General features: G+C 60.3%; 11 protein-coding genes. 6 read left to right on the top strand and 5 right to left on the bottom strand.

The features are described 5' to 3' along the window. Positions 1–229 precede the first annotated feature (229 nt). The 6 genes from HUW52_RS07915 to HUW52_RS07890 all read left to right on the top strand — a co-directional run bounded on the left by HUW52_RS07915 (position 230) and on the right by HUW52_RS07890 (position 9,864). Entirely contained in the window at positions 230–1,576 is a 1,347-nt protein-coding gene (locus HUW52_RS07915) for an imelysin family protein (RefSeq protein ID WP_016986681.1), read from the top strand. Positions 1,577–1,850: 274 nt separating this feature from the next. Next, on the top strand, positions 1,851–3,278 hold the full coding sequence (locus HUW52_RS07910; protein ID WP_175553338.1) for a di-heme oxidoredictase family protein: 1,428 nt from the start codon (positions 1,851–1,853) through the stop codon (positions 3,276–3,278). Positions 3,279–3,306: 28 nt separating this feature from the next. Continuing rightward, a complete protein-coding gene (locus HUW52_RS07905) occupies positions 3,307–4,371 on the top strand; it encodes an imelysin family protein (protein ID WP_175553337.1) in 1,065 nt (354 codons plus the stop codon). 14 nt (positions 4,372–4,385) lie between these two features. Then, the gene (locus tag HUW52_RS07900) at positions 4,386–5,486 is read left to right on the top strand and encodes a DUF1513 domain-containing protein (protein ID WP_016986679.1); all 1,101 of its coding nucleotides are present in this window, start codon (positions 4,386–4,388) and stop codon (positions 5,484–5,486) included. Positions 5,487–5,666: 180 nt separating this feature from the next. After that, positions 5,667–6,815, top strand: a complete 1,149-nt coding sequence (locus HUW52_RS07895; RefSeq protein ID WP_175553336.1) for an efflux RND transporter periplasmic adaptor subunit — start codon at positions 5,667–5,669, stop codon at positions 6,813–6,815. Positions 6,816–6,828: 13 nt separating this feature from the next. Continuing rightward, a complete protein-coding gene (locus tag HUW52_RS07890; RefSeq protein WP_175553335.1) occupies positions 6,829–9,864 on the top strand; it encodes a multidrug efflux RND transporter permease subunit in 3,036 nt (1,011 codons plus the stop codon). Positions 9,865–10,045: 181 nt separating this feature from the next. On the opposite strand, the gene HUW52_RS07885 is transcribed toward HUW52_RS07890, so the two are convergent. The 5 genes from HUW52_RS07885 to colR all read right to left on the bottom strand — a co-directional run bounded on the left by HUW52_RS07885 (position 10,046) and on the right by colR (position 13,774). Beyond that, positions 10,046–10,273, bottom strand: a complete 228-nt coding sequence (locus tag HUW52_RS07885; protein ID WP_016986677.1) for a hypothetical protein — start codon at positions 10,271–10,273, stop codon at positions 10,046–10,048. Between the two features lie 2 nt (positions 10,274–10,275). Beyond that, a complete protein-coding gene (locus tag HUW52_RS07880; protein WP_175553334.1) occupies positions 10,276–10,992 on the bottom strand; it encodes a lipopolysaccharide kinase InaA family protein in 717 nt (238 codons plus the stop codon). 4 nt (positions 10,993–10,996) lie between these two features. Beyond that, entirely contained in the window at positions 10,997–11,665 is a 669-nt protein-coding gene (locus HUW52_RS07875) for a class I SAM-dependent methyltransferase (protein WP_016986675.1), read from the bottom strand. Between the two features lie 161 nt (positions 11,666–11,826). After that, a complete protein-coding gene (locus HUW52_RS07870; RefSeq protein WP_016986674.1) occupies positions 11,827–13,101 on the bottom strand; it encodes a HAMP domain-containing sensor histidine kinase in 1,275 nt (424 codons plus the stop codon). Beyond that, positions 13,091–13,774 (bottom strand): two-component system response regulator ColR, encoded by a 684-nt coding sequence (gene colR / locus HUW52_RS07865; RefSeq protein ID WP_016986673.1) that lies wholly within the window; start codon positions 13,772–13,774, stop codon positions 13,091–13,093. Before colR ends, HUW52_RS07870 begins: the two co-directional genes overlap by 11 nt. Positions 13,775–13,859 lie beyond the last annotated feature (85 nt).

The raw sequence follows: 13,859 nt of genomic DNA, 5'->3' as shown, positions 1-13,859 counted from the left end.
AGGTCAAAAGATCGCAGCCTGCGGCAGCTCCTACATGAATCGCATTCCCCTGTAGGAGCTGTCGAGTGCAACGAGGCTGCGATCTTTTGATCTGTGCCATCACACCGACGTAAATAAGAAATATTTCCAGCCACAACCCTTTACACATAATGCGAAAGATTTGCATTATGTCGCAGTTTTGCGCACCCCCAGCGCGAGTCCACTCAACTATCGAAGCAGGATGTTCGCCATGATTCGTATGCCTCTGGCTACCGCCAGTCTGCTGGCCATCGCTATTTCCCTCGCCGGTTGCGGCGAAGGCAAAGACAAGGCTGCCGCGCCGGCCGCACCGACGCCAGCCGCCAGCACCACCGCTCCAGCGGCTGCGCCTGCCGCTGCCGGTAAAGTCGACGAAGCCGCCGCCAAGGCTGTGGTCGCGCACTACGCCGACATGGTCTTCGCCGTTTACAGCGATGCCGAATCCACCGCGAAAACCCTGCAGACCGCTGTCGATGCTTTCCTCGCCAAGCCGAACGCCGACACCCTGAAAGCCGCCAAGGCTGCCTGGGTCGCCGCGCGCGTTCCGTACCTGCAGAGTGAAGTGTTCCGCTTCGGCAACACCATCATCGACGATTGGGAAGGTCAAGTTAACGCCTGGCCGCTGGACGAAGGTCTGATCGACTACGTCGACAAATCCTACGAGCACGCTCTGGGTAACCCGGGCGCTACCGCCAACATCATCGCCAACACTGAAGTTCAGGTCGGCGAAGACAAGGTCGATGTCAAAGACATCACCCCGGAAAAACTCGCCAGCCTCAACGAGCTGGGCGGTTCCGAAGCCAACGTCGCCACTGGCTACCACGCGATCGAATTCCTGCTCTGGGGCCAGGACCTCAACGGTACCGGCCCTGGCGCTGGCAACCGTCCTGCCTCCGACTACCTGGAAGGCGCCGGTGCCACTGGCGGTCACAACGATCGTCGTCGTGCCTACCTGAAGTCGGTGACCCAACTGCTGGTCAGCGACCTCGAAGAAATGGTCGGCAACTGGAAGCCGAACGTGGCTGACAACTACCGCGCCACCCTGGAAGCCGAGCCGGGCGAAAGCGGTCTGCGCAAAATGCTCTTCGGCATGGGCAGCCTGTCGCTGGGCGAACTGGCGGGTGAGCGCATGAAGGTTTCCCTGGAAGCCAACTCCCCTGAAGACGAGCAGGATTGCTTCAGCGACAACACGCACAACTCGCACTTCTACGATGCCAAAGGCATTCGTAACGTTTACCTGGGCGAGTACACCCGTGTTGACGGCACCAAAATGACCGGCGCCAGCCTGTCGTCGCTGGTGGCCAAGGCCGACCCGGCTGCCGACACCGCGCTGAAAGCCGATCTGGCTGCCACCGAAGCCAAGATCCAGGTCATGGTCGATCACGCCAACAAGGGTGAGCACTACGACCAGTTGATCGCCGCCGGCAACACCGCTGGCAACCAGATCGTTCGCGACGCCATCGCGTCCTTGGTCAAGCAGACCGGTTCGATCGAAGCCGCTGCCGGCAAACTGGGCATCAGCGACCTGAACCCGGACAACGCTGATCACGAGTTCTGATCACAGCGTGCGACTCAAAAAAGGCGACCTTCGGGTCGCCTTTTTTATGCCTGCCCTACACGGCCCACTGTAGGAGCTGCCGAAGGCTGCGATCTTTTGACTTTGCTTCTAAAAAAGACAGATCAAAAGATCGCAGCCTTCGGCAGCTCCTACAGGGGTTTTGCATAGGCCTTCAGATTTGCGCTGTATCAAGCAAACGATAATTCCTCTTATTCAAACTCCTTCGCCCTGTTAGACTTTGCGCCTTTATTTTTGCCCGTCCGCAGGATGTCTGATGCCCTCGCTGCCTCTTCGCTTGTCCGCACTGTTGCTGGCCCTGGGCCTGGGTGCCTGCGATGACGCCCCGCGTTTCACCAAGGCCGAGCCTGGTGAAGCCCGTTCGGGCGGTGCAGCGACCGTGCGCAAGACCGATCAGAACGCGTTCTCGCTGCCCTCGGCCAACTTGCCGCCATCGCGGCGGGTGGATTTCAGCGTCGGTAACAGCTTCTTCCGCAGCCCGTGGGTGATTGCGCCGTCGACCACTACCGCGCGTGATGGTCTTGGGCCGCTGTTCAATACCAATGCCTGTCAGGGCTGCCATATCAAGGACGGTCGCGGCCATCCGCCGACGCCGGATGCGCCTAACGCAGTGTCCATGCTCGTGCGTCTGTCGATTCCCGATGCGCCGGAGTTTGCCAAAGTCATTGAACAGGTCGGCGTGGTGCCGGAGCCGGTGTACGGCGGTCAGTTCCAGGACATGGCCGTGCCCGGCGTCGCCCCCGAAGGCAAGGTGCGCGTTGATTACACGCCGGTGCCGATTCGTTTCAAGGACGGCACCGAAGTCGAACTACGTAAACCGGTTTTGCAGATCACTCGGCTCGGCTACGGCCCGATGCACCCGGACACACGTTTTTCCGCTCGCGTCGCCCCGCCGATGATCGGCCTCGGCCTGCTCGAAGCCATCCCGGAAGAAGCGATCCTCGCCAACGCCGCTGCGCAAGCAAAAGCGAAAAACGGCATCAATGGCCGGCCCAATCAGGTCTGGGATGACACCCTGCAGAAAACCGTCATGGGCAGATTCGGCTGGAAAGCCGGGCAGCCGAACCTCAATCAACAAAATGTTCACGCGTTTTCCGGTGATATGGGCCTCACGACCAGCCTGAGACCCTTTGATGATTGCACCGACACGCAAACCGCCTGCAAACAGGCACCGAACGGCAATGGCCCGAACGGTGAACCGGAAGTCAGCGATAACATCCTGCGTCTGGTGCTGTTCTACAGCCGCAACCTCGCTGTGCCGGCACGTCGTGGCGTCAACGATGCAGAGGTCATCGCCGGCAAGAACCTGTTTTTCCAGGCGGGCTGCGATTCCTGCCACACGCCGAAATACACCACTGCCGCCAATGCCGCCGAACCTGAACTGGCCAATCAAGTGATTCGCCCGTACAGCGATCTGCTGCTGCATGACATGGGCGACGGTCTGGCCGACCACCGCACAGAATTCCAGGCCTCCGGCCGCGACTGGCGCACGCCGCCGTTGTGGGGGATTGGCCTGACGCAAGCGGTCAGTGGTCACACCCAGTTTTTGCATGACGGTCGCGCGCGCAATCTGCTTGAAGCGGTGCTTTGGCACGGCGGCGAAGCGCAAGCTGCGCAACAACAGGTTTTGTCTTTCAATGCCGAGCAGCGTGCCGCGCTGCTGGCGTTTTTGAACTCACTTTAAACACTGATAAAAGAATCGGGAGCCCGACATGTTCCGTCCCAAGCTACTGTTCACCAGCCTTGCCGCGCTCGCCCTCGGTGCCTGTTCGCCGCAGGATCCGCAAGCGGTCACCTCGGCGGCCATCGCCAAATCGGTGATCCTGCCGACCTACACCCGCTGGGTCGAAGCCGACAAGCAACTGGCGGTCAGCGCCCTCGCCTACTGCCAGGGCAAAGAAACCCTGGAAACCGCCCGCGCCGACTTCCTGCACGCACAGAAAGCCTGGGCCGAGCTGCAACCGCTGCTGATCGGCCCGCTGGCCGAGGGCAACCGCTCGTGGCAGGTGCAGTTCTGGCCGGACAAGAAGAACCTCGTCGGCCGTCAGGTCGAGCAGTTGGTAGTCGCGCAGCCGCAGATCGATGCAGCCGCGCTGGCCAAATCGAGCGTGGTCGTGCAAGGCCTGTCGGCTTACGAATACATCCTGTTCGATGCCAAGCCTGACGTGGCCAACGCCGAGCAGAAAGCCAAGTACTGCCCACTGCTGATCGCCATCGGCGAGCGTCAGAAACAGCTGGCGGAAGAGATTCTGCAGGGCTGGAACAACACCGACGGCATGCTCGCGCAGATGAGCAAGTTCCCGAACCAGCGTTACGCCGACTCCCACGAAGCGATCGCCGATCTGCTGCGTGTGCAAGTCACCGCGCTGGACACCCTGAAGAAAAAACTCGGCACGCCAATGGGCCGCCAGAGCAAAGGCGTGCCACAGCCGTTCCAGGCCGACGCATGGCGCAGCCAGTCCTCGCTGACTGCACTGGAAGCCAGCCTCGCGGCGGCGAAAACCGTGTGGGAAGGCGTCGACAACAAAGGCCTGCGCGGTCTGTTGCCGGCTGAGCAAAAGCCATTGGCCGACAAGATCGATGCCGCTTACGCCGCGTCGCTGAAGCTGTTCGACAGCACCCAGCGTTCGCTCGGCGAAATGCTTGAAGACGACGCCGGTCGTCAGCAACTCAATGACATCTACGACAGCCTCAACGTCGTCCATCGCCTGCACGAAGGCGAACTGGCCAAGGCGCTGGGCATCCAACTGGGCTTCAACGCCAACGACGGTGACTGATGAGGGCAAGTGCCATGCTGCGACGTCAGGTTCTGACTTTAGGTAGTGCACTGCTGGGAGCAGTGACGCTGGGCGGCTGGACGCTGTTCAAACGCAAGGATCAGAGCCCGCTGTTGCTGTCGGCGCGCGACGACACCGACGGCAAGCACTACGCCGTCGGCTATCGGCTGGATGGCACGCGGGTGTTCGCCACCGAAGTCGGCCAGCGTTGCCACGACATCATCAACCACCCGACGCAGCCGATTGCACTGTTCGTCGCGCGGCGTCCGGGCACCGAGAGTTACCTGATCGATCTGCGCGACGGTAACTTGTTGCAGACGGTGACCTCACAGCCGAACCGGCATTTCTACGGCCACGCCGTGGTGCACAAGGACGGCGAATACCTGTACGCCACCGAGAACGACACGACCGATCCTGGTCGTGGCCTGCTCGGCGTGTACAAGTTCGAAGGCGAGCGACTGGTGCACACAGGCGAGATTTCCACCCACGGCCTCGGCCCGCATCAGGTGTCGTGGATGCCTGATGGCGAGACGCTGGTGGTGGCCAATGGCGGGATTCGTACCGAGGCGGAAAGTCGCGTTGACATGAACCTCAACGCCATGGAGCCAAGTCTGGTGCTGATGCAGCGCGACGGTACGCTGCTGAGCAAGGAAACTCTCGCCCAGCAGATGAACAGCGTGCGGCATCTGGGCATCGCCAGCGACGGCACCATCGTTGCCGGTCAGCAATTCATGGGCGCCTCGCACGAGCGTTCGGAACTGCTGGCGATCAAGCGTCCGGGTCAGCCGTTCGTGGCGTTCCCGGTGCCTGAGCATCAGTTGCAGTCGATGGGGCATTACACCGCCAGCGTTGCCGTGCACAGTGAATTGCGGCTGGTCGCGCTGACGGCGCCGCGTGGCAATCGCTTCTTTATCTGGGATCTGGACAGCGGCGAAGTGCGCCTCGATGCGCCGTTGCCCGATTGCGCCGGTGTCGGTGCAGTGAAGGACGGTTTTGTCGTGACTTCAGGTCAGGGGCGTTGCCGTTACTACGATTGCCGTCAGGATGAGCTGCTGGCCAAGCCGCTGGAATTGCCGGCGGGGCTCTGGGATAACCATCTTCATCTGATGGCGTAAAACAGCCTTAAAAGATCGCAGCCTGCGGCAGCTCCTACCTTGGAATGCATTCCCCTGTAGGAGCTGCCGAAGGCTGCGATCTTTTTGCGCCCCCCTGTAATAACTGCCAGTTGGAATCCCCCCTGTACTCGGAGTAATGTGCCCGCCTGTCTCACCTGATTTATCCAAGGAACTGGAAATATGCTGCGTCGCCGCATGCTGATCATGTTGGGTGTTGTTTTGCTGATCGTCCTGGTGCTGGGCGGGTACAAAGCCTTTTCGATCTACACGATGATCCAGGGCTTCTCCAAGCCGAAACCGCCGATCAGCGTCGCCGTGGCCAACGCCAGCGAGCAACCGTGGCAGCTGCGCTTGCCCACCGTCGGCACGCTCAAGGCGCTGCAAGGGGTCGAGCTGAGCCTGGAGGTCGCCGGCACCGTCACCGAACTCAAGTTCGAATCCGGACAGAAGGTCAAGGCCGGGCAACCGCTGCTGCAACTCGACAGCGCCGTCGAAACCGCCCTGCTGGAAACCGCCAAGGCTGATCTGGGTCTGGCGCAACTGGACTTCGGCCGTGGCAGCCAACTGGTCGACAGCCGCGCGATCTCCAAAGGCGAGTACGACCGCCTCTCTGCCGTTCTGCAAAAGAACAAGGCCACGGTCAATCAGCTCAACGCCTCGCTGGCAAAAAAACGCATCCTCGCGCCGTTCAGCGGCACCATCGGCATCCGTCAGGTCGACGTCGGTGACTATCTGGCCAGTGGCACAAAAATCGCCACACTGCAGGATTTGAGTAGCCTCTACGCCGACTTCTACCTGCCCGAACAATCGGTGCCGAAACTCGCCATCGGTCAGCCGGTGCAGATCACCGTCGCCGCGTATCCCAAGCAATCCTTCGCCGGCAAGATCAGCGCGATCAACCCGATCGTAGAAAGCACCACGCGCAATATTCTCGTGCGCGCCACCCTGGCCAACCCCGACGGCAAGCTGCTGCCGGGAATGTTCGCCAGCCTTGAAGTGCTGCTGCCCGACCCGCAGAAACACATCGTCGTGCCGGAAAGCGCGATCACCTACACCCTCTACGGCAACTCGATCTACGTGGTCGGGCAGAAGAAAGCCGAGGACGGCAGCGTCGAAAAGGATGACAAGGGCCAACCGGTGCTGATCGCCGAACGCCGCTTCATCGAAACCGGTGAACGCCGCGATGGCCTGGTGATGATCAACAAGGGCGTGCAGAGCGGCGAACAAGTGGTGACGGCCGGCCAGATCAAACTGGACAACGGCGCCCACATTGCCATCAGCGACGACAAGACCCTCGGCGAGCAGAACAGTCCGCCGCGCGCCGACTGATCAAGGAATCCTCATGGCTTTTACTGATCCGTTCATCCGCCGCCCGGTGCTCGCCACTGTGGTCAGCCTGTTGATTGTGCTGCTGGGTTTCCAGGCCTGGAGCAAGTTGCCGCTGCGCCAATACCCGCAAATGGAAAACGCCCTGATCACGGTGACCACCGCCTACCCCGGGGCCAACGCCGAAACCATTCAGGGTTACATTACCCAGCCGATGCAGCAAAGCCTGGCCAGCGCCGAGGGCATCGACTACATGACCTCGGTCAGTCGGCAGAACTTCTCGGTGATTTCGATCTACGCGCGCATCGGTTCCAATACCGACCGTTTGTTCACCGAATTGCTGGCCAAGGCCAACGAGGTGAAAAACAAGCTGCCGCAGGACGCCGAAGACCCGGTGTTGAGCAAGGAGTCCGCCGACGCTTCGGCGCTGATGTACATCAGCTTCTTCAGCAAGGATTTGAGCAACCCGCAGATCACTGACTACCTGTCGCGGGTGATCCAGCCGAAACTGGCGACCTTGCCGGGCATGGCTGAAGCGGAAATCCTCGGCAATCAGGTGTTCGCCATGCGCCTGTGGCTCGACCCGGTGAAGCTCGCCGGTTTTGGCCTCAGCGCCGCCGACGTGACCAACGCCGTGCGCCAGTACAACTTCCTCTCCGCCGCCGGCGAAGTGAAAGGCGAGTACGTGGTCACCAGCATCAACGCCAACACCGAACTGAAATCCGCCGAGGCCTTTGCGGCGATCCCGCTCAAGGTCAGTGGTGACAGCCGCGTGCTGCTCAGCGATGTCGCGCGGGTGGAAATGGGCGCGGAAAACTACGACTCGATCAGCTCCTTCGGCGGCACGCCGTCGGTGTACATCGGCATCAAGGCGACACCCGGCGCCAACCCGCTGGACGTGATCAAGGAAGTGCGCAAGCTGATGCCCGAGCTGGAAGCGCAACTGCCGCCGAACCTGAAAAGCGAGATCGCCTACGACGCCACGCTGTTTATTCAGGCCTCCATCGACGAAGTGGTGAAAACCCTGTTCGAAGCGGTGCTGATCGTGATTGTCGTGGTGTTCCTGTTCCTCGGTGCGCTGCGTTCGGTGGTGATCCCGGTGGTGACCATTCCACTGTCGATGATCGGCGTGATGTTCTTCATGCAGATGATGGGCTACTCGATGAACCTGCTGACGCTGCTGGCGATGGTGCTGGCCATCGGTCTGGTGGTCGACGATGCGATTGTCGTGGTGGAAAACATCCATCGGCACATCGAGGAAGGCAAGACGCCGTTTGATGCGGCGCTGGAAGGCGCGCGGGAAATCGCCATGCCGGTGGTGTCGATGACCATCACCCTGGCGGCGGTGTACGCACCGATCGGTTTTCTCACCGGGCTGACCGGGGCGCTGTTCAAGGAGTTTGCGCTGACCCTTGCCGGTGCGGTGGTGATTTCCGGGATCGTCGCCCTGACCCTGTCGCCGATGATGTGCGCGTTTTTGCTGCGTCACGAGGAAAACCCCAGTGGCCTGGCACATCGGCTCGACCGTATCTTCGAAGGCCTCAAGCGCCGTTATCAAAGCATGCTGCATGGCACGCTGAACACGCGGCCGGTGGTGCTGGTGTTCGCGGTGATCGTGTTGTGCCTGATCCCGGTGTTCCTCAAGTTCACCAAATCGGAACTGGCGCCGGATGAAGATCAGGGCATCATTTTCATGATGGCCAACGCGCCGCAGCCGACCAACCTCGATTACCTGAGCACCTACACCGACGAGTTCATCAAGATCTTCAAGGAATTCCCGGAGTACTACTCCTCGTTCCAGATCAACGGCTACAACGGTGTGCAGGCCGGTATCGGCGGTTTCCTGCTGAAACCGTGGAACGAGCGCAGTCGCACGCAGATGCAGATTCTCCCCGAGGTGCAGGGCAAACTGGAGGGCATACCGGGTCTGCAGATTTTCGGCTTCAACCTGCCCTCCCTGCCCGGCACCGGTGAAGGCTTGCCGTTCGAGTTCGTGGTCAACACGGCCAACGACTACGAATTGCTGCTGCAAGTGGCTGACCGGATCAAGAAGCGCGCCATGGAGTCGGGCAAGTTCGCTTTCGTCGATCTCGATCTGGCGTTCGACAAACCTGAAGTGGTGGTCGATATCGACCGCGCCAAAGCCGCGCAGATGGGCGTGTCGATGCAGGACCTCGGCGGGACTCTCGCCACCCTGCTGGGCGAGGCGGAAATCAACCGGTTCACCATCGAAGGCCGCAGCTACAAGGTGATCGCTCAGGTTGAACGGCCGTATCGCGATAATCCGGACTGGCTGAACAATTACTACGTGAAAAACACCCAGGGTGAGTTGCTGCCACTGTCGACGCTGATCAAGGTCAGCGACCGCGCCCGACCGCGCCAGCTCAATCAGTTTCAGCAACTCAACGCGGCGAAGATTTCCGGGTTCCCGCTGGTGAGCATGGGCGAAGCCATCGACACCGTGTTGCAGATTGCCCGCGAAGAAGCGCCCGCCGGGTTCGCCTTCGACTATGGCGGCGCCTCACGCCAGTTCGTCCAGGAAGGCAGCGCGTTGTGGGTGACGTTTGCCCTGGCCCTGGCGATTATCTTTCTGGTGCTGGCGGCGCAGTTCGAGAGCTTCCGCGATCCGCTGGTGATTCTGGTGACGGTGCCGTTGTCGATCTGCGGGGCGCTGATTCCGCTGTTCCTCGGCTGGTCGAGCATGAACATCTACACCCAGGTCGGGCTGGTGACGCTGATCGGTCTGATCAGTAAACACGGCATCCTCATCGTCGAGTTCGCCAACCAGTTGCGCAAGGACAAAGGCCTGACGGCGCGTGAAGCCGTTGAGGAAGCGGCGGCGATTCGCTTGCGGCCTGTACTGATGACCACGGCGGCGATGGTGTTTGGCATGGTGCCATTGATTCTCGCCACGGGGGCGGGGGCGGTCAGTCGTTTCGATATCGGCATGGTGATTGCCACAGGGATGTCGATTGGCACGTTGTTTACGCTGTTCGTGCTGCCGTGTGTTTACACCCTGCTGGCGAAACCCGACCTCAAACCAACCGCGTAACCCCCTGTAGGAGTGAGCCTGCTCCGGGCGGCGTTCCGACGATAGCGGTGTGCCATTCAAATCATTATTAACTGACAGACCGCTATCGCGAGCAGGCTCACTCCTACAAGGGATCTGCGTTGCTCCGGGCATAAAAAAAGGCCTCGCATCTGCGAGGCCTTTTATGTGGGCTTCAATCGGTTCAACTTTGCGGCCTCATCCCTTGAGAAAGTCCGAACATGAACAGCAACAAATCATGATCGGGTTTGGTCGCCACGGCGGCTTTCGCCACCCGTGGGACTGCGCAGTGGGCGTCGTCTACGGACGCGCCAACCACCTGCATGCGGGGCTGCTCCCAGGCAGCCACCGCCAATGACGCAACTGCCAAGGCTCCAACCAAAAACAAACCTCGTGCAATTTCTAGTTTCATCGCTATAAACCTTTGATAGCGCTGCCAAACGCCGTCTCATAAAAGTAGACGAGTTTTTTCCAGTCCGCGTCGCGGAACGACGAATGGCGGCGCAATTGCTTCATGTCATGGGAGGCGGCGCGATAGGCGGTCAGACGCTGGCGGCATTTCTCCAGATCGATCAAGGCAACCTCGACCTTGGCCGACTCGCCTTCGCCCGTCACGCGCACAAACACGTGTTTGATGTAGATGCAGCTGTGCTGCCAACGGCCCTTGTGCATGCGCGCCAGATTCTCGGCGAGGTCCTTGAGCACGCGCTCATACACCACATCGCCACACTGATCGCGACCGCCGGCAGCCGCCAGCCAATGTTCCAGTTCCTGGAAACCGTCCAGGGATTTAGTGACCAGCAGTGCACGCCACTTATGTTGCGGGTCTGGCTGGGCACCGCAGAAAACGATCTCGGGCACGCGTACACCGAGCTTGCTCACGCCGGTCAGCGCATCAAGTTCACGCAGAACAGTAGGACGGCCAAAAGGGTGCAACCAACTGCGATAGATATGACCGGTCTGGCGCTTGGCATACAGCAGTTGACCATCGCGCCCCACAACCCTTTGCACGCCACTTTCGCCGCCGCGTCGAACGTTGGGCTCTTCCACCCACTCGCCACGCTGGTTCCAGTAAAAGTCAAAGCGGTCTTGCGGAGCGACATCCGTTTCTGCTGCCAATTGCACTGCCATCCTGTTACCTCTTGCGTAATACGTAAACCCGCCACATGGCGTAGAGCGGAATAAAGTCCAGTTGTTCCTGAATCCGAAAACCTGCTTCCTCGAATTCCTTTTCCACCGTAGCGGCCGGTAACACAAAGCGATTCTGATACTCGCGTTTGTCACGGTTGCGCTCGGCTCGCTGGCGTTTCCAGGCTTTGAAATTGCCATCAACCCACAGCGAAACGATCACACTGTCCCGGGTGACGCGCTCGAATTCGCGCAGAATCGCCCGGCGATGCTCGGCTTCACCGATGTGGTGGAGCAGACGCATGCAGAAAATGCTGTCGACGGCGTTGTCAGGCAAGGCAATGTCGAAGGCAGATGTGTGCAAGGGTTGTACCCGTTTCACCACATCGGCCGGTTGCGACTGCATTGCCGTCTTGATCATCGACTCGGAATTGTCCGCGCCGATAATCACCCGGTTGGCCTTTTCGCCCAACAAGGGCCAGAAACGCCCGGCACCGCAAGGCAGATCCAGCACCAGTCCCGGTTCACCCACCGACGCCAGCGCCTTGCGGGCCATCTGTTCGTCACGCCAATGGGAGAGACGCCGTCCAAGGCTTTCTTTGTGCTTGCGCAGGTATTTCTGCGCGTGTTGATCGTCGTACTTCTCGGAAAAATCGAGTTTGATCGGACCGGCCATCACCTGGACTCCTAAATTGCTGATGTCACCACCTTAAGGAGCGGCGTGTCAGCGTCAGGTCATCCATTTGTGAAAAAAATGTCCGGTAAACAGACAAATTATTACAGCGTTATACAGGATTTAGACAGGAAGGAGGGAGTAGCATCGAGCCACTCCGGGCGTCAGATTTTGCCCAGATCCACCTCGAAGCGGCAGCCATTGGGCTCCATCGTGCTCAAGCTGACGGTCCAGCCCTGGTTCTCGCAGATCCGCTGAACCAGCGACAATCCCAACCCCAGGCCTTCGCCGCGCTTTTCGCTGCCACGCACGAAAGGCTCGAACATGGCTTCGCGTTTTTCCTCCGGAATGCCGACACCGGAGTCTTCCACCACGAAACCGCTGCCGTTGAGCGTCAGGCGAATAAAGCCCTTCTCGGTGTAGTGGCAAGCGTTGCGCAACAGATTGCCCATCACCGCGGTCAGCAAGGTCGCGTTGTAGCACGTGTGCGGCGGACTCCCCGGTTCGAACTGCAAGGTCAGCCCTTTGCTTTCGATCGGCTCACGCCACACGCACAACAGGCTGTCCGCAACTTGAGCGAGATTCTGTTGCGGCGCCGAGCCGGCATCTTCGCGCTGGGAGCGGGCGAGCATCAGGAAGGTCTGCACCAGTTCGCGCATTTCCTCACTGGCCCGGGCAATGCGCTCGACCTGATTACGCCCGCGCTGATCGATGGCCGGGTTTTCCATCAGCAGTTCGCAGGAGCTGGCCAGCACCATCAATGGCGTGCGCAACTCGTGACTGACGTCGCTGGTGAACAATCTTTCACGGGTCAGCGCCTGACGCAGACGTCCCAGCGTGGCATCGAACGCCACCGCCAGTTCGCCGACTTCGTCTGCCGCATAATCCGGCGCCAGCGGCGGTGCCAGTCCGAGTAACTGGTCGCGATGGCGCACTTGCCGGGCCAGCCGCACCACCGGTGCCATCACCTTGCGCGCCAGCACCCAGCCGAGGAACACCGCCAGCGCCAGACTGAGCACAAAGCCCACCAGTACCACGGCAAACAGTACCCGCTCGCGCTCTTCGAAATCGCTTTGATCCTGCAGCAGCACATAACGCCGACCGTCAACGATCTCGACCATCGCGTGATACGAAAGCTGCTCGCGGAACACTTCATGGAAACCCGCATCGAGGTGACGCAAGTCCTTGGGCAGCTCGAAATCACCCGGCCCGCCGCTGAAATAGAACAATTGGTCCGGTTCCGGGCGGTGGCTCCAGTCCGAAACATTGTCCATGAGCAAAAGGCGCTGCAGGTCGCCGCCCAGCCCGGCCGAAATCAACTTCTCTTCCACAAGGTGCACGGTCGCAACAATGCCCATGGCAAACGCGCCGGCCACCAGTGCGCTCATCAGCGCAAAAGCGATGATGATCCGCTGGGAAAGGCTTTGCTTAAACTCCATCGCGGCCCTCGGCCAAGCGATAACCGACGCCATGCACGGTGTGCAGCAGTGGTTTGGCGAACGGTTTGTCAATCACCTGACGCAATTGGTGCACGTGGCTGCGCAGGCTGTCGCTGTCCGGGCAATCATCACCCCACAGCGCCTCTTCAAGAATTTCCCGACGCAAGACATGCGGGCTCTTCTGCATCAACACCGCCAGTAACTTCAGGCCGACCGGGTTGAGCTTGAGAAACTTGCCTTCACGGGTCACTTCCAGTGTATCGAGGTCATAGCTCAGATCTCCGACCTGCAACGCCCGGCGTCCGCCACCCTGGGTACGCCGCATCACCGCTTCGACGCGCGCGGCCAGTTCCGACAGGGCGAACGGTTTGACCAGATAATCGTCAGCCCCGGACTTGAAGCCCTGCAAGCGGTCGTCGAGTTGATCGCGGGCAGTGAGCATGATCACCGGCGTGTCACGACGGGCGTCTTCACGCAGGCGTTTGCACAGGGTGTAGCCATCGATGCCGGGCAGCATGATGTCGAGCACGATCAGGTCGTAATGCTCGGTGGCGGCCAGATGCAGGCCTGACAGACCGTCCTGGGCGCAATCGACGGTATAGCCTTTGAGCCCCAGGTAATCGGCCAGATTGGCGAGGATATCGCGGTTGTCTTCAACCAATAGAATTCGCATGGGCACTCCTCCGTACACAGTAACGGCCGTCATGGCTCGCGCAGCTTAAGGCCATCGCCAGCTCAGGGCTAGGGCTGAAAGCCTC

The sequence above is a fragment of the Pseudomonas sp. 43A genome (assembly GCF_013363935.1).
GTDB classification, from domain to species: Bacteria; Pseudomonadota; Gammaproteobacteria; order Pseudomonadales; family Pseudomonadaceae; genus Aquipseudomonas; species Aquipseudomonas crudilactis.
This window is presented reverse-complemented; position numbering and strand designations above follow the sequence as displayed.